The sequence below is a fragment of the Acinetobacter sp. GXMZU3951 genome (assembly GCF_054457875.1).
On the sequence record NZ_JBTLFO010000002.1, the window covers coordinates 39980 to 61704 of the forward strand.

The 21725-nt window shown below is 43.8% G+C and carries 16 protein-coding genes and 1 tRNA gene; 9 read left to right on the forward strand and 8 right to left on the reverse strand.

Features of this window, described 5'->3' with window-relative positions; translation table 11 throughout:
* Window positions 1-9: 9 nt before the first annotated feature.
* The 5 genes from kdpB (at window position 10) to ACX17N_RS03350 (ending at window position 7282) form a co-directional block, all read left to right on the forward strand.
* Complete coding sequence (kdpB, locus tag ACX17N_RS03330) at window positions 10-2019, forward strand: potassium-transporting ATPase subunit KdpB (protein ID WP_458891163.1); 2010 nt, start codon at window positions 10-12, stop codon at window positions 2017-2019.
* Between the two features lie 9 nt (window positions 2020-2028).
* Window positions 2029-2643 (forward strand): potassium-transporting ATPase subunit KdpC, encoded by a 615-nt coding sequence (gene kdpC, locus ACX17N_RS03335; RefSeq protein WP_458891164.1) that lies wholly within the window; start codon window positions 2029-2031, stop codon window positions 2641-2643.
* Window positions 2644-2652: 9 nt separating this feature from the next.
* Window positions 2653-5304 (forward strand): ATP-binding protein, encoded by a 2652-nt coding sequence (locus tag ACX17N_RS03340; protein WP_458891165.1) that lies wholly within the window; start codon window positions 2653-2655, stop codon window positions 5302-5304.
* A gap of 5 nt (window positions 5305-5309) precedes the next feature.
* Window positions 5310-6008 carry a response regulator gene (locus ACX17N_RS03345; RefSeq protein WP_458891166.1) on the forward strand — a complete coding sequence of 233 codons (699 nt, stop codon included), beginning with the start codon at window positions 5310-5312 and terminating at the stop codon, window positions 6006-6008.
* A 497-nt stretch (window positions 6009-6505) separates the two neighbouring features.
* Window positions 6506-7282 (forward strand): class II aldolase/adducin family protein, encoded by a 777-nt coding sequence (locus tag ACX17N_RS03350; protein WP_458891167.1) that lies wholly within the window; start codon window positions 6506-6508, stop codon window positions 7280-7282.
* A 372-nt stretch (window positions 7283-7654) separates the two neighbouring features.
* On the opposite strand, the gene ACX17N_RS03355 is transcribed toward ACX17N_RS03350, so the two are convergent.
* Together ACX17N_RS03355 and ACX17N_RS03360 are read right to left on the reverse strand one after the other, a co-directional pair.
* Window positions 7655-8560, reverse strand: coding sequence for an alpha/beta hydrolase (locus ACX17N_RS03355; RefSeq protein ID WP_458891168.1), 906 nt, complete (start codon window positions 8558-8560; stop codon window positions 7655-7657).
* Between the two features lie 73 nt (window positions 8561-8633).
* Window positions 8634-10124, reverse strand: coding sequence for a flavin-containing monooxygenase (locus tag ACX17N_RS03360; protein WP_458891169.1), 1491 nt, complete (start codon window positions 10122-10124; stop codon window positions 8634-8636).
* A gap of 736 nt (window positions 10125-10860) precedes the next feature.
* On the opposite strand from ACX17N_RS03360, the gene ACX17N_RS03365 reads away from it, so the two are divergent.
* Window positions 10861-11850: an NADP-dependent oxidoreductase gene (locus tag ACX17N_RS03365; RefSeq protein ID WP_458891170.1), complete on the forward strand. Its 990-nt coding sequence runs from the start codon at window positions 10861-10863 to the stop codon at window positions 11848-11850.
* 347 nt (window positions 11851-12197) lie between these two features.
* On the opposite strand, the gene ACX17N_RS03370 is transcribed toward ACX17N_RS03365, so the two are convergent.
* Window positions 12198-12273: transfer RNA gene (locus ACX17N_RS03370), tRNA-Arg, on the reverse strand.
* Between the two features lie 83 nt (window positions 12274-12356).
* Window positions 12357-13712 carry an amino acid permease gene (locus ACX17N_RS03375; RefSeq protein ID WP_458891171.1) on the reverse strand — a complete coding sequence of 452 codons (1356 nt, stop codon included), beginning with the start codon at window positions 13710-13712 and terminating at the stop codon, window positions 12357-12359.
* A 316-nt stretch (window positions 13713-14028) separates the two neighbouring features.
* Here ACX17N_RS03375 and prpF point away from each other — a divergent pair, with 316 nt between their 5' ends.
* From prpF to ACX17N_RS03390, 3 genes are all read left to right on the forward strand, one after another.
* Complete coding sequence (gene prpF, locus ACX17N_RS03380; protein ID WP_458891172.1) at window positions 14029-15219, forward strand: 2-methylaconitate cis-trans isomerase PrpF; 1191 nt, start codon at window positions 14029-14031, stop codon at window positions 15217-15219.
* Window positions 15220-15422: 203 nt separating this feature from the next.
* On the forward strand, window positions 15423-16394 hold the full coding sequence (locus ACX17N_RS03385; protein WP_458891173.1) for a sensor domain-containing diguanylate cyclase: 972 nt from the start codon (window positions 15423-15425) through the stop codon (window positions 16392-16394).
* Window positions 16395-16642: 248 nt separating this feature from the next.
* Complete coding sequence (locus ACX17N_RS03390; RefSeq protein WP_458891174.1) at window positions 16643-17551, forward strand: polyprenyl synthetase family protein; 909 nt, start codon at window positions 16643-16645, stop codon at window positions 17549-17551.
* A gap of 94 nt (window positions 17552-17645) precedes the next feature.
* On the opposite strand, the gene putP is transcribed toward ACX17N_RS03390, so the two are convergent.
* From putP to ACX17N_RS03410, 4 genes are all read right to left on the reverse strand, one after another.
* Window positions 17646-19136: a sodium/proline symporter PutP gene (putP, locus tag ACX17N_RS03395; RefSeq protein ID WP_458891175.1), complete on the reverse strand. Its 1491-nt coding sequence runs from the start codon at window positions 19134-19136 to the stop codon at window positions 17646-17648.
* A gap of 206 nt (window positions 19137-19342) precedes the next feature.
* Window positions 19343-20197: an SPFH domain-containing protein gene (locus ACX17N_RS03400; RefSeq protein ID WP_458891176.1), complete on the reverse strand. Its 855-nt coding sequence runs from the start codon at window positions 20195-20197 to the stop codon at window positions 19343-19345.
* Between the two features lie 14 nt (window positions 20198-20211).
* The gene (locus ACX17N_RS03405) at window positions 20212-20685 is read right to left on the reverse strand and encodes an NfeD family protein (RefSeq protein ID WP_458891177.1); all 474 of its coding nucleotides are present in this window, start codon (window positions 20683-20685) and stop codon (window positions 20212-20214) included.
* A 99-nt stretch (window positions 20686-20784) separates the two neighbouring features.
* Window positions 20785-21711, reverse strand: a complete 927-nt coding sequence (locus ACX17N_RS03410; protein ID WP_458891178.1) for a patatin-like phospholipase family protein — start codon at window positions 21709-21711, stop codon at window positions 20785-20787.
* Between the last annotated feature and the right edge of the window lie 14 nt (window positions 21712-21725).

The following is a 21725-nucleotide window of genomic DNA, read 5'->3' on the forward strand; positions in this document are numbered from 1 at the left end:
GTGAAAACTATGCATCCTTCTAATACGACACATCTAGATATTTTAAATAAAGAAATTCTTCAGCAGACCATCTATAAGTTGCTGCCGCAGCATGCCCTGAAAAATCCAGTGATGGCATGTGTTTGGCTGGGTACGCTGCTCACGTTTATCGCCACTTTGCTGGGGAGCACCAGCTTGGGCTTTGGTTTAAGCCTCAGCCTGATTTTGTTGATGACCGTATTATTTGCCAATTATGCCGAAGCAGTGGCTGAAGCCAAAGGGCGCGGCCAAGCAGCATCTTTACGTCAGGCACGGGAAAATCTAACCGCACATCGTATTGCGGATTTGCATGCGACTGCAATTACGGTTGCCGCCAATCTGCTGAAAAAAGATGATTTAGTGATCGTAAATGCAGGGGAAATTATTCCTGCGGATGGGGAAATTATTCAGGGTTTTGCCACCATCAATGAATCTGCTGTAACAGGGGAATCTGCACCGGTCTTACGCGAAGCCGATACCGACCGTTCAGGGGTGATTGGTGGAACCAAAGTTCTTTCCGACCAGATTATAGTTCGAGTCAGCAGCGAAGTAGGGCACAGCTTTTTAGACCGTATGATTGCACTGGTGGAAGGGGCAAATCGTCAAAAAACGCCCAACGAAATTGCACTCAGTATTTTGCTGAATATCATGACCCTGACCTTTATTGTTGTGGTGCTGACCCTCCCTGTAATTGGTTCCATGGTCGGTATTCAAATCAGCATCGTATTACTGGTGGCACTCTTGGTCTGTTTGATCCCAACCACCATTGGTGGTTTGCTACCGGCGATTGGAATTGCAGGCATGAACCGAGCCTTAAAAGCCAATGTATTGGCAAAATCAGGTAAAGCGGTCGAAGTGGCGGGGGATATTGATGTACTGCTACTCGATAAAACGGGCACCATTACCTATGGCGATCGTCAAGCAACGGCATTTCACCCGTTGCAAGGCATTGCAATTCAGCAGCTACGTGAGGCCGCCTTATTATCTTCATTGTCGGATCCAACCCCAGAAGGCAAGTCGATTGTAAAATTAGCACAACAACAAGGTGAGTTGAGTCCATCCCATATTGCCATGGAGTTTATTCCCTTCAGTGCCCAGACCCGTATTTCAGGGGTAGATTTGGCAGATAACCGCCAGATTCGTAAGGGGTCTTATGATGCAATTTTGCAATTGCCGCATCGTAACTCAACGCTCCAACTCGAACTGAAACAGATTGTGGAAACGGTTGCGCGCAAGGGGGCAACGCCACTGGTGGTGATGGATCAACAGATGATTCTGGGTGTCATTGAATTGTCTGATGTCATTAAATCAGGGATTCAGCAGCGCTTTGCCTTATTACGTGCAATGGGCATTAAAACCATTATGGTCACAGGCGATAACCCTTTAACTGCAGCCGCAATTGCCGCGGAAGCGGGTGTAGATGACTATATTGCCGAAGCCAAACCTGAAGATAAACTGGCTTGCATTCGTAAAGAACAAGCAGCAGGCAAGTTGGTGGCGATGGTGGGGGACGGTACCAATGATGCACCAGCATTGGCGCAAGCCGATATTGGCTTAGCAATGAATTCAGGCACACAAGCGGCCAAAGAAGCCGGCAATATGGTGGATTTGGATTCTGACCCCACCAAACTACTGGATGTGGTGGAAATTGGCAAACAGCAACTGATTACCCGCGGAGCCTTGACCACCTTTTCTCTTGCCAATGACGTGTCCAAGTACTTTGTAATTCTACCGGCTTTGTTTGCTGTGGCGATTCCAGAGTTGGGTGTGCTGAATATTCTGCAATTGAGTAGCCCTCAAAGTGCCATTATTTCTGCGTTAATTTTTAATGCCTTGATTATTCCCATGTTAATTCCACTGGCATTAAAAGGCGTGCAATTTAAACCCGCCAGTGCGTTGCAATTGTTGCGCCGTAATATGCTGATTTATGGGGTCGGTGGCGTGATTCTACCTTTCATTGTCATCAAGCTAATTGATGTCATCGTGTCGATGTGGATTTAGGAGATTAACATGAATCATTTAGTTCATCTGCCCTTAACGGCAGCATCTAATTCACTGTTGCGACCTAGCCTTGGGCTATGTTTAGTAGGATTCCTTTTTGCAGGTTGGGTGTATTGCACTAGCAGTGTGGCTCTGGCGCAATGGCTGTTTCCAGAACAAGCCAATGGCAGTGTGCTGAAACAGCAGGGACAAATCGTGGGGTCTCGTTTGGTGGGGCAGCCTTTTGTCAGTGAACGCTATTTCCATTCACGGCCAAGTGCCAGTAATTATAATGTGGATGCTATGGCGGGCAGTAATCTTGCAGTTGCTAATCCTGAATTACAGCAGTTGATTCAAACCCGAGCCGCACAGTTTGCCCAGAAAAATCAAATTACAAAACAGCAAGTTCCAGATGATATGATCACGGCATCAGGCAGTGGTATTGATCCGCATATTTCACCAGAAAGTGCCTTGTTACAGCTAAAACGTGTTGCTGCACAACGGCAGTTACCTGAGCCACAGCTTCGACAACTGGTTCAGCAACATATCCAACCTGCACAGTTTGGGCTGTATGGGCAAGCACGGGTCAATGTACTGGAGCTGAATTTGGCTTTGGATCAACTCTCCATGTCATCAGGGAAATAGAGGATCGCGATGCAGATCGACCGACATAACAAAGCCGAGGCGTGGTTGGCACAAAGTCAGCGTGAGCAATCTGGACGTTTAACCATTTTCTTAGGGGCTGCACCGGGTGTAGGGAAAACCTATGCCATGCTGACCCGAGCGCACGAATTGATGTGGCAGGGGCATCATATTGTTGTGGGGGTGGTAGAAACACATGGTCGGTCTGATACCGCCAACTTACTGCATGGACTTGAGCTAATTCCAAAAAAGTCTGTGACTTACCAAGATCGGATTTTGCAGGAAATGGATCTAGATCGGATATTAGCGCTGCAACCAGAAATCGTGTTGGTGGACGAGTTAGCGCATCGTAATATGCCGCAGAGCCGGCATGAGTATCGCTGGCAAGATGTGAACGAACTGCTGGATGCAGGGATTGATGTGTACAGCACGCTGAATATTCAGCATTTAGAAAGCCTGAATGATGTGGTGTTTCAGATCACGGGGATTCGGGTGACTGAAACCGTACCCGATGCCTTACTCAAGCGACTGAAAGATATTCGTCTGGTGGATTTGCCCGTCCCGGAACTGCTTGAGCGTATGCAAAATGGCAAAATTTATCTGCCCGATGTCGCGCCTCAGGCCTTGCAGGGGTTTTTTAAACCCGCCCATTTAACCGCGCTGCGGGATTTAGCCATTCAAACCGTGGCGGGGCAAGTCGAACTGGATTATCGGGCAAAATTCACCGCACAGGGACAAATCGTCCCGATCCAGAATCATGTGCTGCTCGCAATTGATGGTTCGGAGTTTTCCGAAGATTTGGTACGCCGTGCACATCGTATTGCCGAGCGTCGCAATGCCAGCTGGAGCGTAATTTCGATCCAAAAAAGCCAGTCTACCCATCGAGATGTTTTAGCAGTGACGCAAGCTTTTAATTTGGCACGTAAATTAGGTGCTGATACCCACTTGCTGTATAGCAACCATATTGCTAATGCCATTTTACAAGCTGCTTATGATCATGGCGCTTCCAACATTCTGTTGGGTAAAAGTCCAAAAAAATCAGTCTGGAAACGGGTGTTTTCCGACCATATTGCCGATCAACTTTTAGAACAACCACATCCGTTTGAAATTACCTTTGTTCAGCCGCTACAGCAAAAGCAGCCTAAGCCTGTCTCATCTGGGGCAACTGGGGCGACATGGTTTGAACAGGGCATGAAGTTGAATCCGCGTGAATGTCTGGAAAGTGGCTTGATTGTCATGTTGGGCTGGGTGGTGGCCCTGATTAGCGACCATTTTATTGGCTACACCGATTTGGCACTGATCTTTCTGGTGACGGTACTTTTGGTGGCCATGCGAACCCGCATGCTGATGACCACTATTAGCGTATTGGCCTGTTTTTTATTGTATAACTATTTCTTTATTGAGCCGCGTTACACTTTTAGAATCAGTGCCGAACGTGGTTTGATAACCATCATGACTTTTATTGTTGCAGCGCTACTGGTGGGACGCTTAGCCAACCAGTTACGTGCCCAAGTGCTCAATTTACGTGCGGCAAATTCAGTCTCTCTGCAATTACAGGAACTAGAGCGCAAGCTGTCCAGTTGTGTGGATTTGGCGCAGGTGGTGGAAGTTTCCAAACAGCATTTGGACAGTGCGTTGCATGCCCACACCTGGCTGAAACTGGCTGCACATGAAACTGAAAATGTGGCTGACTTTAGCGATAAAGACCGTATTGCTGCGGACTGGACACAAAAACAGGGCAAAGCCTGCGGTCGATTTACCAATACCTTAACCCAATCGGCATGGTGGTTTAACCCGTGTCATCTTGGTGCCGAGTATGGGGTGATTGCCATTCGGTTTAATCAAAATGCAGCACAGTTAAGTTTTGAACAACAACGATTGGTCGAACTGATGATTGAAGATATTGCTCAAACAGCAGCCCGCATTCAGCTGGCTCAGCAATTGGAAAACTCGCGGATTATTGCCGAAACTGAAAAATTACGTTCGGCACTGTTATCCTCGGTTTCACATGACTTACGTTCACCTTTGGCTGCGATGATTGGTTCGGCAGATAGCTTGAAATATTATGGCGCACAGATGTCCGAGCAAGATCGGCTCAGTTTATTAGACACCATTCATATTGAAGGTGAACGCCTAGACCGCTATATCCAAAATCTGTTAGACATGACACGCTTAGGACACCAAGGTTTAACGTTGGCTCGGGATTGGATTTCAGTGGAAGAGCTGATTGGCTCAGCCACACAGCGTTTAAAGCGTTATCAACCCAGTGTACAAATTGAAATCACGCAACAGCCCGATTTGCCAGACTTGTATGTGCATCCAGCATTAATCGAACAAGCTCTATTTAATGTGTTGGAAAATGCAGCGAAATTTTCACCCGATCAGTTGCCCATCACCGTTACGCTTCAGCACGATCAAGATATGCTGCAAATTGAGATTGCCGATCAGGGTGTGGGCATACCTGAAGATGAACGTGAACAAATCTTTGATATGTTCTACACCATGCAACGCGGTGATCGCGGTAAAACTGGCACAGGTCTTGGCTTGGCAATTGTCAAAGCCATTATTGGGGCGCACATGGGCAGCATTGCAGCCTTTGCGGCTAAAGATGGTCAAGGCACACGGATTCGCATACGATTACCCCTTCAGCAGGAAAACTCATAATTTTTATGCCGCATTCTCATCTCGCACAGGGTTCCATTCTGATCATTGATGATGAACCACAAATTCGGAAGTTTTTAGAGATTGCCCTACGGGCACAAGGCTATCAGGTCGGGGTAGCTGAAAATGGCATGCAGGGTTTGGAAATCTTAGCAAGCCGTGGTGCAGGTTTGGTAATTCTGGATTTGGGCTTGCCAGATATGGAAGGGCAGGCGGTACTAACTGAATTAAGACAGTGGTCGGAAATTCCAGTCATTGTTCTTTCGGCACGACCAGATGAGCAGCAGAAAATTAGGTTGTTAGATGCTGGTGCAAATGACTATGTCACCAAGCCTTTCAGTATTCAGGAGTTATCCGCCCGCATTCGTGTTTTATTCCGTAATCAGCCTCAAGCCGCAGCGCACAATCTGATTTTTGATGATGGAAATTTAAGGGTCGATGTGGCGGAACATGTGGTTCAATTGGCGGGAGAAGAGATTTTACTCAGCAAAAAAGAGTTTCAGTTGTTAGCTTTACTCATTCGCCATCAAGGAAAAATTGTTACGCAAAAGCAGATTATGACGGAATTGTGGGGCATCACGCATGAAGAAGACACGCATTATTTGCGTATTTTGGTAAAAAAAATCAGAACAAAAATGGGTGACTCTGCCATCAGTCCGCAATATATCTCGACCATTGCTGGGGTCGGTTTACGTTTTGAAGTCTAATTTCCCCTGATTACTATCAGTCTTGCCGTGAATCAGAGCAGCTTTATTTCCGTAATCCCTGCATCTCTGATTGGGGAAACTGTCCAGTTCCCAAAATCTTTAAAAATGGACACTTTGGCAATCGAGCTATCGCTAAATAAAAGTTAAGACTTTGGGCATTGGCGTGGATAAAACGTGGGTTTTAGCAAAAATCAAAGCCTTTACTCAAAGGTATCACGCATTTTCTCAGATCCATCATTGCGCCTGCGGACAAGTGGTGATGGAAAATAACATTGAGCAAAGCCTAAGGCTGGGATAGTTTAAAAATTCAGACTTTGAAAAAGTTTTGGATGAAATTGCTCGGCACTCGAGTTGAGTGGGCATATTTCAGTTGCGGGATGCAATCAATACAACACAACAATCCATGTCACAGCATGGATGCAGATAGCCACTGGACTTGTCGGAGCCACCGCAGTTCAGTGCTGTATAAAATCATGGAAAAAAACAGAGGTAGATGGATGACCAGTTTACAAGCAATGCACAGTTTAAAAGATGTGGTATCTGAAAAAGAATGGGAAGCACGTTGTCAGTTGGCAGGACTGTATCGTTTAATCGCGCATTTTCGGATGACCGATTTAATTGACACCCATATTAGCTTACGTGTCCCCGATGAAGAGGGGCATTTCCTGATTAATCAATATGGCATTCCATTTGAAAGAATGACCGCTTCACATCTGGTCAAAATTGATTATGACTGCAGAGTTGTTGCTGATTATGATCAAGGTAAAATGGTCAATACTGCGGGCTTTGTGATTCATTCAGCGATTCACGATGCACGTAAAGATGTGCACTGTGTAATTCATACCCATACAGCGGACGGTATTGCTGTTTCGGCGCAAAAGCATGGGTTGTTACCGCTGTCTCAGCATGCCCTTAAGTTTTACAACAAGGTCAGCTATCACGAATATGAAGGCGTAGCCTTATTGACCGAAGAACGCGAGCGTTTGGTGAAAGACTTAGGGCAAAACCGTGTCATGATTTTACGTAATCATGGATTATTGTCGACAGGGGATTCTATTCAGCGCGCTTTCCACGAAATCTATTTCTTAGAGCGTGCTTGCCAAGCCCAGATTAAAGCCATGGCGGGTGGAGCAGAGTTGCACCTGCCTTCTGAAGCGGTACGTCAACACACAACGCAACAATTTGAAAGTGAACTCATTGAAATGGTGATGTTAAAAGCATGGAATGCCGCATTGTCTCTGATTGAACATCAACGTGACGAATACTGTGCATAAAACGATAAGCTCATTTCCCTGAGCCTTTTTGTTACAGTCTTATATTGCACTAGGCTGATTCAATTTCATTTAGCGATTGAATCAGCCTTTACTATTTCATGCAGTAGTTGAATTGTTTCATCCAAATTTAATCTAAAATATGGATAAAAAGATAAATTGTATTGAACTGCTCAGCACATTATTTTTTAGTTTTAAAGGCTTAATGAGAATGGCGAGTGCGAAGCTCAAACCTTTTTAGAGATCAAACAATAAGCTTTACTAAATATAGTCTTTCAATTTTGATACATAGTACTGCGTTACTTGTTCAATTGTCTAAAAGGTCTGATTCATGACTTCAGCACTAAGTTTTTTAGGAGTTAAGTGACTAGGTTGTTACGCAGCGATTTTAATTTCGCCCTGTATATGACAATGCTTTTTCAGAAATTCAAGTTGTAAACGGATGTTTTGTTCAAAAAGCTCTCCATCACACAGTTCAAAATGATTACTATCCAACATAAAGTACTGTGCATTTGGCATTTTTTGTACAGCCTTACGGATAGAATGTTCTGGAATGACAGTATCTCGTTGCCCCGAAATCACGATAACAGGCATAGATAATTTATGTGCAAAATTGATCGGGTTGTAAGTGCCTACTTCTAGGAAAACCCGGGCGCGCGTTTTATTTTCCCAATTTGCATGATCAGGTAGCTGAGATAAATACCCATCCCAAGCTTCTGGCATGGTCATCGCGGCAATTTCATCTTCACGACCAATAATCGGGCGATAAACTGGTTTGTTAATTAAGCCACCAAATAAGTCCATAAATCCAGCAAGGCTTAATTTTGCAAGTTTAGATAATGGAACGCCTTTCAAACCAGACAGACCATCAACATGAGGTGCCTGTAAAATAACAGCTTGGACTTGCCCATCACGTGCAGCAGTTTGAATAGCATGCCCACCAGAAAATGAATAACCCCAAAGAATAATTTGCTGTGTATCAATCTCATTGAGTGTTCTTACAAAACTTAAAGCAGCTCGCCAATCTTCTAAATGGCGCTTTGGGCTCACCCAGTGGCGAGGTTGTCCTTCACTTTCACCAAAACCACGATAATCAAAAGAAAATACGGCATAGCCCTGTGCAACAAAGCGTTCTGCAAATTTAGGCAGGCCAGCATCCTTAATCATACCAAAACCTTGCGCCATAATAATGACGGGAGCTTTACGATGGTTTGCGGGTAATTGTAATGTTGCTGCACAACGCGTGCCACGACTAATAAAATTGAGTTGTGAGGTGTTCATGATTGTAGTCCCTTGTTATCTTTATAGTGGATTCGATACTCATTCTCGTATCGAATCCACTGTCACTCACGACTTAAGCTGCTTTAGATTTAGCCTTTGCTTTATTTTGCTGTTCGCTTTTTTTTAGCCAGACTAAATGCGGGCTATCAATCGGCTGGCTGAACATCGTCTTATCTTTTTCCAGATTGTGACTGACAAACCAATCTTCCGACTTTCCTTGACGCGGTAAGACCCAGTCACCACGCTGAACATAACCAGACTGCATGCCATGTACAATACTGTGTTCAGTTTTTTCATTGACCGGTGCAACAGCTTTGACCGCGAGCACTTGACGAATATCCAATTCATTGATTAGGCGGCAGATATAATCACACGCTAAATCAATTTTTAAGGTCCAAGGGGCATTGGTATAGCCAAATAAATAAGCAAAATTCGGTACATCTTCAATCAAGACACCACGATAGCTCATTTTTTCATTGGGTTGAATTAACTCTTGATCCACCGAAATTTGAATACCACCCAACATTTGTAACTCAAGACCAGTTGCAGTCACAATAATATCGGCTTCCAGCGTTTGTCCTGATTTGAGTAAAATGCCATTCTCAGTAAAGCGTTCAATTTGATCGGTCACGACAGACGCTTTGCCATCACGAATCACATCAAACAAATCGTTGTCTGGAATGGCACATAGGCGCTCATCCCAAGGCATATATTTCGGGGTAAAGTGTGACATATAGTCATCGCCCAAAGCTTTTTGTACTCCTGAAAGCAAGAACGAGCGCATTTGTTTAGGGAAACGTTTAGAGACCTTATAAATACCGCGCTGCATAAAAATATTTCGCTTACGGAAAATTTTATAGACCAGTTCTTCCGATAACACTTTACGGCAAGCATCCACCCATTTGTCGGTATTTGGGACATTAATCACGTAACTTGGTGAACGCTGAAGCATGGTGATATGCGCAGTATCATTCGCCATAGCCGGAATCAGAGTGACGGCTGTTGCACCACTACCAATAACCACCACACGTTTATTGCGGTAATCCAAGTTTTCAGGCCAGTGCTGTGGATGCACAAATTGGCCCTTAAAGTTTTCTACACCCTCAAACTTTGGCGTATAACCTTGATCGTGATTATAGTAACCAGTTGCAGTAATAAGATAATTACACGTAAATTGGCAAGCTTCATTATTTGACTCATCAATCGCATTTACCGTCCAGCGGTTGGTTTGCGTAGAAAAATTTGCAGAAAGTATTTTAATCCCATAACGGATTTTTTGATTCACGCCAAACTTCTCTGCGGTTTCGACAAGATACTTTTTAATCGATTCACCTGAAGCCAGAACTTTATCACTGTTCCACGGACTGAATTTAAAACCAAAGCTAATTATGTCAGAATCAGAGCGAATACCTGGGTAGCGGAACAAGTCCCATGTTCCACCCAGTGCTTGGCGGCGTTCTAAAATTGTGAATGATTTATTTGGATTTTGTTGGACAAGTTGGCATCCCATACCAATTCCAGACAAACCTGCACCAATAATGACTACATCATATTCCATTTGCATTTTTGCGGCTCCATGTCGCAGTTTTTGTATTCTTCTTTTTATACTAACCTTTGAGCAAAATTAAACTTGACCTTATGAGACAGATATTTAACTTTGGGAGACATCAGCATCAGGCTAAAAACCAGTTCGATGGATCTTTAGCTTGGGAAGTCTAAGAGCATCTGTTTTAAATTTAAGGACTTAAGTGCTTTATAAATGAGTCAAACCGTGTTTACTACGGTATATACCTTTGAACACTCGAACCCCTTAGCTTCATGCTGGCTAAGTCCGAAGACAACGTTCTGCTTTGAGCAATCATCGCGTTTGCGTGCAATAGGGCGAAGCAAGCTGAAAAAACTTGTTGCTCAGGCACACTGCTGAAGCTTTGCATAGCCTGCATTTGAAAATGATGAATCGCAACGGCTTCAACCATCTTGTTGTTCAGTGCTGCAAGCAAGCACCATTTTTACGATATTTGAGAAAAGACAGCCTAATTTTTTCATAAATTATTTATTTTCAGATTCTTATGCTTTTATTGCATTGCAATTGCATTCTCGCTTGCAAGTACAGAACAGTAATAAATATCAAGAAACCATTCATTTGAGTGGTTTCTTCATCGGTCATCTTCACTATTTTGTAGTTTGTGATACTTCATTAGGATTCAGCACTTTTACAAAGTGTCTGAAAAAAATATGCACTATTCAAAATAGCTGCAACTTAACGGTATGAAAATACAGAATGATATTCAGGAAAGAAGATGAGTTATAAGGCATTTAAATTAGCAAAGTACCCTCAGGGTCATATTTCAAAAGATATTTTTGATTTAGTGGCATTGCCAAAACCCGTTTTGAAAGACGGAGAGTTTCTGGTCAAGCAGACACATATGTCATTAGATCCAGCCATGCGTACTTGGCTACAACAGCGTGAAGACAGCTACTTACCTCCAGTACAAATTGGCGAAGTTATGCGCTCATATGGTGTTGGTACTGTTGTCGAGTCACTGAATCCAAAATATCCAGTAGATGCACAGGTGGTGGGAATTACCGGCTGGAGTGAATATGTGCTGGGGCATGAAGAAATGAATGTTGTAGATGCCGCCTTATCTCCTGAAGCGGTATTATCAATTTTTTATTTCACAGGCTTAACGGCTTATGCTGGTCTGATGAAAGTCGGAAAACCGAAAAAAGGTGACACGCTAGTTGTGACGGGTGCTGCTGGGGCAGTTGGCTCATTGGTAGGCCAACTGGGCAAAGCTGAGGGGCTGCGTGTAGTTGGTTTTGCAGGTTCGGATGCAAAATGCAAATGGTTAGTTGAGGAATTGGGTTTCGATGCAGCCATTAACTACAAGTCTGACAATTTAGAAGAACAGCTTCTTGCCGCTGCACCTAATGGTGTCGATGTTTTCTATGAAAATACGGGCGGTCCAATTCAAGAGGTGATTTTTAAACAATTAAATCGCTATGGCAAAGTCATCGTATGTGGCGTACTTTCAGACTACAGCAATGACACGCCAACCAAAGGACCAAGCTGGGTGGATATTAACCTTAAAAGTCTAAGCGTGCAGGGCTTTATTGTGACGGACTATGTGGGCATTAGCGATGAAGCTATGTCTACGCTGGGTCGTTATGTTGCAGAGGGTAAGATTAAATTTAAGACTCATATGATCGAAGGTTTTGAAGCCTTACCAGATGGTTTAATCCAGTTATTTAAAGGTGAAAATACCGGTAAATTCATCGTTCGATTTTAATTGAAGAAGTAGTTATTCAGAGATTTGTACATGAATAAGCCTAGCGAAATAGGTTGTTCTGTACAAATCTGAATAGCTGCTCCATGTTGCTGAGCAGGCATAGAAAACGATCTCGAATCTGCACCGAATCTTTTTTTTTTGCAAGGGAGAGCAGTCTTGACCTTGAAATGCTTACTTCAAGGCTGTGTATGAATAATAACAAAGCTAAGCGCTGACCATTATTCGTTAGCATCATCAATCACGATAGCCAGTAAAATTTGCCATGCAATGGGCTGAGAAAAAACAGATCACGGGTAGCTCGGTCTAAATACTGAGAAAGCCGAGCTTGATCGATGATAATAAATGGATGGTGCGCTCTGCGGGACTCGAACCCACGTCGGTCGCTTAGGAGGCAACTGCTCTATCCAGTTAAGCTAAGAGCGCCAAGCGCAAATAATGTAACTGATTTTAAAGTAAAAAAAAAGTTATTGCCGAAACAATAACTTCTTTCCTAAGCAATAAACGATTTAGTTCTTGCTTGGTTTAATCATTTTAAAGAAGATCCACATCAGTACAACCCAGATTGGAAGCATAAGTACAGATTCTTTGAAGCCTTGGGTCCACATAATGTAAAGCACTGTCGCAATAAAGATCAGGACCAAATAGTTGCTTAGCGGAGACCACAGTGAAGGGAATTTGGTTTGTGTTGCCGTCGCTTTCATCGCTTGACGGAATTTTAAGTGGGTTAAGCTAATCATGGCCCAGTTTAAAACCAATGCACCTACAACCACATACATCAAGTGACCCAATGCATCTTCAGGAACGAAGTAGTTTAATAGTACGCAACCGAAAATTAATAATGCAGAGAACAGCACAGCCGGAATAGGCACCCCTTGTTTGTTCACGTTCAAGAAAACTTTTGGCGCATTTCCTTGTTCCGCTAAACCAAACAACATACGGCTATTTGCATACATCCCGCTGTTATATACAGAAAGTGCTGCGGTCAAAATAATGAAATTCAGTAAATGTGCCGCCCATTGGATTCCCATTTGACTAAAGATCATCACGAATGGGCTTTTGTCCAAACCACCTAAATCAAGCTGATTCCAAGGCACCAAAGACAAGAGAATGGTCAATGAACCCACGTAGAAAATCAGGATACGAAAAACGACTTGGTTGATGGCTTTAGGAATAGTTTTTTCAGGGTCTTTCGCTTCTGCTGCGGCCATCCCGATCAATTCAATCCCACCAAAGGCGAACATCAAGAAAGCCAGCATATAAAATAAGCCTTCAAAACCATTCGGAAAGAATCCACCATGAGTCCAAAGGTTACTAAAAGACGCTGTAGAGGTAGCATCTGCGGTAAATAATAAGTATAAACCGAAGACAATCATAGAAATGACAGCAGCAACTTTAATAATTGCTAACCAGAACTCTGATTCTCCATAAAACTTCACATTGCCAAGGTTAATAAGCGTAATGACAATAAAGAAGAAGAGTACAGAAGCCCAAGCAGGGATGTGAGGCCACCAGTAATTAATATATTTAGCGACTGCCGTCAGCTCGGTCATCGCCACTAAAATATAGAGAATCCAGTAATTCCATCCAGCTAGGAAGCCAGGGAATTTCCCCCAATATCGATAAGCAAAATGACTAAATGAACCAGCAACTGGTTCATGGACAATCATTTCCCCTAATTGACGCATAATCAAAAATGCAATTAAACCACCAATGGCATAACCTAAAATGATGGATGGACCTGCAGATTGAATAACCTGTGCGGAACCTAAGAATAAGCCTGTACCAATTGCGCCACCCATGGCGATAAGTTGGATGTGACGGTTCTTTAAGCCACGCTGAAGTTGTGAAGAGTTATTGTTCAAAGTTCTCAGCCCGACGATGAATGTATAGGGATTGTAAAGGATTGATTACACTTAGCCTAGTAGATGAACCAACGGTCAAATAATTTAACTAGGGGGAATTGTTTCTTTGCATATAAAATCGAATGATGAATCAATTGTTTAGATTTATTTAAAAAATGACTCTAACGTTCTGCCTGCTGTGAAAAAAATGATCAAGCGTTGTTTTTTTATACTTAAGTCCTGCAACGCCAAATTTTTTCATAAAAAGCAGTATGATGAGTACGATTGAAATTGAGCAAATACGCCAAAACAAAGAATCAGGAAGGATGAACAAGCCATGAGTTTCGCACCACAAATTAAAATTCCAGCCACTTATATGCGCGGTGGTACCAGTAAGGGTGTATTTTTTAAGCGCGATGACTTACCTGAAGCGGCTCAAGTACCAGGTAAAATTCGTGATCAAATTTTACTGCGCGTGATTGGCAGCCCAGATCCCTATGCTAAACAAATTGATGGCATGGGTGGAGCAACCTCCAGTACCAGTAAAACCGTGATTTTAGCCAAGAGCACTCAAGCCAATCACGATGTGGATTATCTGTTTGGACAAGTTTCGATTGATCAACCTTTTGTGGATTGGAGTGGTAACTGCGGTAATTTAACGGCTGCGGTCGGTTCGTTTGCGATTTCTAATGGTTTGGTCGATGCGGAACGTATTCCTGAAAATGGCATTTGCACCGTGCGTATTTGGCAGGTGAATATTGAAAAAACCATTATTGCCCATGTGCCGATTACCAATGGTCAGGTTCAAGAAACCGGTGACTTTGAATTAGATGGCGTGACTTTCCCAGCTGCAGAAGTTCAAATTGAATTTTTAGATCCTGCGGATGATGGTGAAGACGGTGGTGCCATGTTCCCAACAGGCAATGTAGTGGATACCTTGGAGGTGCCGAATATTGGCTCATTCCCTGCAACCTTTATTAATGCAGGTATTCCGACCATCTTTTTAAATGCCGAAGACATTGGCTATACCGGCACTGAACTGCAAGATGCGATTAATGGTGATGCAGCCGCTTTAGCCCGTTTTGAAACCATTCGCGCTTATGGCGCGCTAAAGATGGGGATTATTCAAGACATTTCTGAAGCAGAAAAGCGTCAGCATACGCCTAAGATCGCCTTTGTTTCCAAGCCTAAAGCCTATGTCTCTTCGAGTGGTAAAGCGATTACGGAAGCCGATACCGATTTATTGGTCCGTGCATTATCGATGGGTAAACTGCACCATGCCATGATGGGCACCGCTGCTGTTGCAATTGGAACGGCTGCCGCTATTCCAGGCACTTTGGTGAATTTGGCTGCCGGTGGGGGGGAACGTGAAGCAGTACGTTTCGGTCATCCATCAGGGACTTTAAGAGTTGGTGCTCAGGCCTTATTTGCACAGGGTCAGTGGCAGGTGAAAAAAGCCATCATGAGCCGGAGTGCGCGGGTATTAATGGAAGGCTGGGTGCGTATACCTGAAGACTGTCTCAAATAATCCCTCTTAAAGATAGATTTAAATAACAAGCTCTTATCGCAAGATAAGGGCTTTTTTTTATCTCTTATGCATTTAAATGAATATATAAATCTTAAATTTGTATATATTTTATTTTCATAAACTATTCGTAATTTATTAGATATTTTGACATTCTAATTTTGATAGCATTTTGCGTAGCTTTAACCTGAAAAAATGTAAATATTATGGTTGCTCATTCGACTCAAAATACCAGTGACTTTGATGCACATGAAGTCTTGGATTCACTGCCTTTGGCGACAGCATTGCTTAAACCATCGGGAGAAATTCTTTTCGCCAATCGTTTTTTTGCAGAATGCTTTGCTGTTTCGGTAGAACAGATGCAGAGGCAAAACATTGCCAAGTTTTCGCCACAATGCTTTCAGGTCTTTGAGCAAAATTTGCTGCGCTTTAAGCAGGGCTTGCCTGTGGAACCGTTTGAATATCAAATGGAGGGGCGTTATTACTGGATTGTCGTAAAACCGAACTGTGCTCCAAATGGTGAAATTGAATCATTACTTTTGTGCAGTTCAGACATTTCCGATTTAAAACAGAATCAAATGCAGTTAGAGGCACGTAACCATGAGTTGCGTCGTATCAGTGAAAAGGATTATTTGACCGGCTTATCCAATCGCCGAGCATTTGATTTGAAGTTGCAGCACTATTTGCAGAGCTTGGCACAAAATGAGATTCAGGAACTAACACTCCTGCTGATTGATGTGGACAATTTCAAACAAATTAATGATTGCTATGGGCATAGCCTAGGAGATGATGCCTTAAAGACCATGGCAAAAACCTTATTGAATGTGAGTGCTGTGGAGGTGGCAAAGAATATTTATCGGGTTGGTGGCGAGGAATTTGCGATTTTGTTGCCGAATACGACTTTAGAACAGGGCTGTGCCCAAGCCGAGCTATATCGTCAAGCTGTTGAAGCATTGGGGCAAGACTTTCATGGTCAGTGTTTAAACGAGTTTTCGATTTCGGTGGGGGTGGCGCATACCGCGGAATTCCTCTTCGCACGTCGTTTGTATGAACTGGCGGATCAAGCCCTGTATTGTGCGAAAAGTTCGCGCAAAAATTGTGTCTACTACACCAATCATACCGATTGCTATTCGTATCCACTCAAATCCGTCTGTTGCCGTGGTGCTGCATGTGGTTAAGTCATTTCCCAAGGCATGCTCATCTTTATTGGACCAAGCCGAATGCTGTAAGACATTCACTCTCACACGACCTCTGGCGGGATGCTTGATTTTGAGCAGGGTGTGGATTGTAGAGCATTAACTTTGATCTAATTGGGATTTGGGTGTATGGCGAAATTCGCATTTAGCGTACAATCACAGCCAATCCAAAGTTTGATGGTTAAACAGCATCCTCATGGATCTGTTTAGCGAAAATACGCGAGGCGAATGTGTCATCTTTAACCGACGTACAAAATAATACGTTGCAACAAGCGCAACAGCAGATTCAGCAAGATCTCCTTGCTGCATTACAGGCTTTTTCTTTACCTGAGCCGTTAAAAAGTGCAGTACATCATGCCGTGATGTTGGGCGGAAAACGTGTACGTCCAGCCTTATGCTATGCAACTGCCGCCATTCGTCCCAATCAACATCGTGCCGCTGTGCGTCGTGCTGCGGTCGCAGTCGAACTGATTCATTGTTATTCCTTGGCACATGATGATTTACCCTGCATGGACAACGACCAGTTACGTCGCGGTCAACCGACTTGTCATGTGGCATATGGCGAAGACACCGCACTTTTGGCTGGGGATATTTTACAGTCAATGGCCTTTGAGGTTTTGGGCAGCCGCCTATTCGATCAAGGTGAAGCGGTAGAGGCGTCGATTGTTTTAAAACAGATGCAAATTCTGGCGACGGCTTCGTCAAAAATGGTGTGTGGGCAAGTTTTGGATTTACAGGCCGAAGGCAAGTACATCGATCAAGAGGCGCTAGAAAATATTCATCGTAATAAAACAGGGGCGTTGATTACAGCAGCCATTATGATGGCTGCGGTCACCATTTTTCCGGGCACAGATCCCGCGATTCCGCAATTACGCCAATATGGCCAAAATATTGGTCTCGCCTTTCAAGTCCAAGATGACATTCTAGATATTATTGCCAATACCGAACAACTGGGGAAAACTGCAGGGAAGGATGAGCAAGTCGAGAAGTCGACCTATCCTGCGTTAATGGGACTAGAGCAGGCCCAAGCTTATGCCCAAGATTTACATGATCAGGCATTTGCTGCACTTCATTACTTTGAAGGTCAAGCTCAAGAATTAGAACAGATTTCTCAGTTTTTATTGTCGCGCCAGTTTTAACCCGCTGCCCTGACTCTTTCTGAACTGAGCACTCAGGTCTTGAACTTAAACACTCTATATCGCCCGTAGGCAATATAGAGTTTTTTTACGCACATTAGTGCGATGATTTGTACAATGTATCCGCTTGTTCAAAGCGTTCAGTAATGTCTTTTGCAGGGGGTTTATCCATTAAACTCACCACCACAATCGCGATGCTGGCACAGATAAAACCTGGAATAATTTCATAAATGCCAGTCGCACTGAACAGGTTTTTCCAGAGAATAACCATCATTGCACCAGTAATCATACCTGCTAAAGCCCCTTTTAAGGTCATGCGTTTCCAGAACAAAGACAGAATAATTAATGGACCAAACGCAGCACCAAAGCCCGCCCATGCATATGCCACTAAGCCAAGGACTTTCGCATCTGGATTACCTGCCATCCAAATTGCAAGAATGGCAATCAGCAATACCATCAGACGACCAACCCAAACCAATTCCTTTTGTGAGGCATTTTTGCGCAAGAATGATTTATAAAAATCTTCAGTGAGGGTACTTGAGCAAACCAAGAGCTGACAGCTTAAGGTACTCATAACTGCAGCTAAGATTGCAGCCAAGACAATACCCGCTACCCATGGGTTAAACAGCACTTTGGTTAATTCCATAAATACCGTTTCAGGGTTGGCATTCACAGCAGCCGCCAATTCGGGGTGTTGTTGGAAGTAAGCAATCCCGAAGAAACCAGCAGCCACCGCGCCGGCAAGGCAGAAAATCATCCATGCCATGCCAATACGACGTGCATTCGGAATTGATTTCACAGAGTCGGCTGCCATAAAACGCACCAGAATGTGCGGTTGACCAAAGTAGCCTAAGCCCCATGCCATTAGCGAAATAATCGCGACAACACTTAAATCCCCAAACAGGTTCATCGCTTGAGGGCGGGCAGCTTCTAGCGCTAGCGTTAATTCTTGAGTATCACTAAAGCTGAGTACAGCCACGATTGGGGTGAGAATTAAAGCAAAAATCATAAGTGTAGCTTGGATGGTATCAGTCCAGCTCACTGCTAAGAAACCACCAATAAATACGTAGCTGATGGTGGCAATTGCACTCACCCAAAGCGCGGTTGTATAAGAAATTCCAAACATGCTTTCGAATAAACGTGCACCTGCAACCATGCCTGAGGCACAGTAAATGGCAAAGAACACTAAAATGACGCATGCCGAGACAATACGCAGGACTTTTTTATGGTCGTTAAAACGATTTGAAAAATAGTCTGGTAGGGTTAAAGCATTGTATTGGACTTCGGTGTGTACACGTAGGCGCCCTGCAACCAAAAGCCAGTTGAGCCAAGCCCCGATAATTAAACCAACGCCGATCCACATTTCAGATAAACCAGAAAGGAAGATGGCACCCGGTAAGCCCATGAGTAACCAACCACTCATGTCGGATGCCCCTGCAGAAAGTGCAGTTACAAAACTTCCCAGACTACGACCACCGAGAATGTAATCATCAAAATTGGTGGTTGCACGATATGCCATGAGGCCGATAAAAACCATGGCAATGATATAGAAGAAAAAAGTGATTAAGGTCGGATTCAGTGAACTCATACGCTTATCCTTGGGAGTCAAATCACAAACTGAAAAATGGCTTTTAAAATGCAAAAAATTACAAAAAGCCAACAATATCCTAAGAACAAGGGCGCGATTTAAACATAAATTCACAATGTTTTCTGTTTTTTTTGTTCTAAAAAAAAGAATAGGCAGTCATAAACTGCCTATTACTTTGAAAGCTAATCAGAAATTGTTTATCGGAATTAAGGGTTACGACCCATAACACCGCGAATGGTATTTAACACGTCGGCAGGCAAGACCACGGTCTTGGCATTGTTGGATTTCGCCATTTCTTGCATGGCTTTGACATACTGCTCGCCAAGTAAGTATGCCACAGGAATTTCTTTATCTCCCACAGCCGATGTAACCATTTCAATGGCACGTTGCGAAGCTTCTGCCAAAACCACTTGTGCTTCGGCATCACGACGAGACGCTGCTAAGCGACCATCCGCTTCTAAAATAGCAGCTTGCTTTTCACCATCGGCCTTGGTCACGGTCGCACGGCGTTGACGTTCCGCAGCGGCTTGTGCTTCCATCGCAGACTGCATGGTTTGCGAAGGTTGAATATCCTGAATTTCAACGGTTTTTAAGGTGATGCCCCAGTCGGCAATGTCGTCGGAAATCGCAGCTTTAAGCTTGGCTTTAATGTGATCACGTGATGACAGGGCATCATCCAAATCCATTTCACCGACAATCGAGCGCAGCGAGGTCTGCACGAGATTTTGAATCGCCCAGGTGTAGTTTTCAATGCCATACACGGCTTTTTCAGGCGTGGTTAAATTAATATAGGCCACCGCATTCATCAATAACACGGCATTGTCACGGGTAATCACTTCTTGTGAAGGAATATCCAAAACAATATCTTTGGTGGTGACTTTATAGGCCACATCATCAATATAGGGAATGACAAAATTTAGCCCTGGACTCAAGGTTATGTGATATTTACCTAAACGTTGCACAATCCATTTGTAGCCTTGAGGAACAATACGTACCCCTTTAAAAATCGTGATGCCGACAAAGGCCAGCAACGCAATAACAATAATAGATCCCGCTGACATAAGTTTACTCGCTTTTATTGATTGTCATTATTGGAACGATGTGGTTGAACCACAAGGTCATTGCCCAGAATATCGACCACGCGCACTCGATCACCGACATTAACGCTGCTCAGTGTGCGGCAGTTCCATTCATCTGAGCCTAAAACTGGCATAGGAAACCGAACTCTGATTTGCTCATGTTCCATATTGACCTGAATGACCATGCCGACTTGACCGATGGTGGCTTCGCGTGAAAGTCCCGCTTGTGTTTTATCAATCGAAAGCGGTTTAACAAAGCGAAACCAAGCGACAGTGCAGAGAATGGACAAAATAATCCATAAGACCAATTGGAAGGTTGGGCTGAGCGATGGGAAAAGCCAAAAGATAATGCCCACTAAAATAGCGCTAATACCAAACCACAATGCGGCAAAAGCAGGAATGATCAATTCGGACAGCATTAAAACAACACCGAGGACAAACCAATGCCAAGGTTCAAAAACAAATTCCATACATCTACTCGTGTATTCTGTTAGTGAATGGTGATGATAAAAGACGCACCATTCACTGTATCAGATGTCTAAGATGATGAAAATTAAAAAAGTGTTTATTTAGAATTTGGCTTTGGGCGCAGGTTTAAAGGCGGCTGGTGATTTTTTAAAATTACTGATCGCCCCTTGAATGGCCTTGATTTTAAGTTGGGCGGCTTTTTCACCCTCTAAGATGGATTGATTGCTGGCTTTTAAATCCAGTGTACCTACATGACCGACTTTAGGCTGAATAACGATATTGGCCTGATTTAATTCGGCATTAATGCTCTGTTGCCCCATAATATTGATGGTTTGATCAAGTAGCCCCCACATATTCAGTGGTTTATTGCCGACTGGACGGGCAGAAATATCAACGGCAATCACAATATCGGCCCCCATGGCTTTGGCCGTGGTGACTGGAATGGGGCTGACTAAGCCGCCATCGACATATTTGGTGCCACGAATGGTGGTCGGTACAAACACATTCGGAATACTGCACGATGCCCGCACAGCCTGACCAGCATTGCCCATAATAAAGTCGGCTTTCTTGCCATTGTCCAAACGGGTGGCAACCGCGGCAAAGCGGATCGGGAATTTTTCAATTGGCTTATTACTGACATTTTTATTGACGTAGTCTTGCAATTTCTGCCCAAGCACAATGCCCTGGCTGTTGAGCGTTAGGTCACGTAGGTCAGACTCTTGGAGTTGAAGAGCGAGTTGTTGTAATTGGTAGGGCGTTTTTCCACTGGCGTAAATACTGCCCACGAAGCTGCCTGCACTGGTTCCTGTCACAATTTTTGGCTTAATACCATGTGATTCAAGCACTTTAAGTACACCAATATGTGCAAAACCTTTGGCCCCACCACCACCAAGTGCAATCGCGATAACAGGTTCACGAGCTTGGACTGGCGTGGTTACAGGTGGTTTGGTGGCAATTTTATCACACGCTGCAAGGCTCAAGCCGAGTAAGCCAATCAGGCCATATTGGAAAAAACGTAGCTGGGTCATTACACACGAAATAG

What these genes read in the sequence shown, in the direction of transcription:
- ACX17N_RS03410 (WP_458891178.1), bottom strand. Translation starts at nt 21,711, where the DNA reads ATGACCCAGCTACGTTTTTTCCAATATGGCCTGATTGGCTTACTCGGC.
- putP (WP_458891175.1), bottom strand. Translation starts at nt 19,136, where the DNA reads ATGAGTTCACTGAATCCGACCTTAATCACTTTTTTCTTCTATATCATT.
- prpF (WP_458891172.1), top strand. Translation starts at nt 14,029, where the DNA reads ATGAGTTTCGCACCACAAATTAAAATTCCAGCCACTTATATGCGCGGT.
- kdpC (WP_458891164.1), top strand. Translation starts at nt 2,029, where the DNA reads ATGAATCATTTAGTTCATCTGCCCTTAACGGCAGCATCTAATTCACTG.
- ACX17N_RS03355 (WP_458891168.1), bottom strand. Translation starts at nt 8,560, where the DNA reads ATGAACACCTCACAACTCAATTTTATTAGTCGTGGCACGCGTTGTGCA.
- ACX17N_RS03405 (WP_458891177.1), bottom strand. Translation starts at nt 20,685, where the DNA reads ATGGAATTTGTTTTTGAACCTTGGCATTGGTTTGTCCTCGGTGTTGTT.
- ACX17N_RS03340 (WP_458891165.1), top strand. Translation starts at nt 2,653, where the DNA reads ATGCAGATCGACCGACATAACAAAGCCGAGGCGTGGTTGGCACAAAGT.
- ACX17N_RS03365 (WP_458891170.1), top strand. Translation starts at nt 10,861, where the DNA reads ATGAGTTATAAGGCATTTAAATTAGCAAAGTACCCTCAGGGTCATATT.
- ACX17N_RS03360 (WP_458891169.1), bottom strand. Translation starts at nt 10,124, where the DNA reads ATGCAAATGGAATATGATGTAGTCATTATTGGTGCAGGTTTGTCTGGA.
- kdpB (WP_458891163.1), top strand. Translation starts at nt 10, where the DNA reads ATGCATCCTTCTAATACGACACATCTAGATATTTTAAATAAAGAAATT.
- ACX17N_RS03385 (WP_458891173.1), top strand. Translation starts at nt 15,423, where the DNA reads ATGGTTGCTCATTCGACTCAAAATACCAGTGACTTTGATGCACATGAA.
- ACX17N_RS03345 (WP_458891166.1), top strand. Translation starts at nt 5,310, where the DNA reads ATGCCGCATTCTCATCTCGCACAGGGTTCCATTCTGATCATTGATGAT.
- ACX17N_RS03400 (WP_458891176.1), bottom strand. Translation starts at nt 20,197, where the DNA reads ATGTCAGCGGGATCTATTATTGTTATTGCGTTGCTGGCCTTTGTCGGC.
- ACX17N_RS03350 (WP_458891167.1), top strand. Translation starts at nt 6,506, where the DNA reads ATGACCAGTTTACAAGCAATGCACAGTTTAAAAGATGTGGTATCTGAA.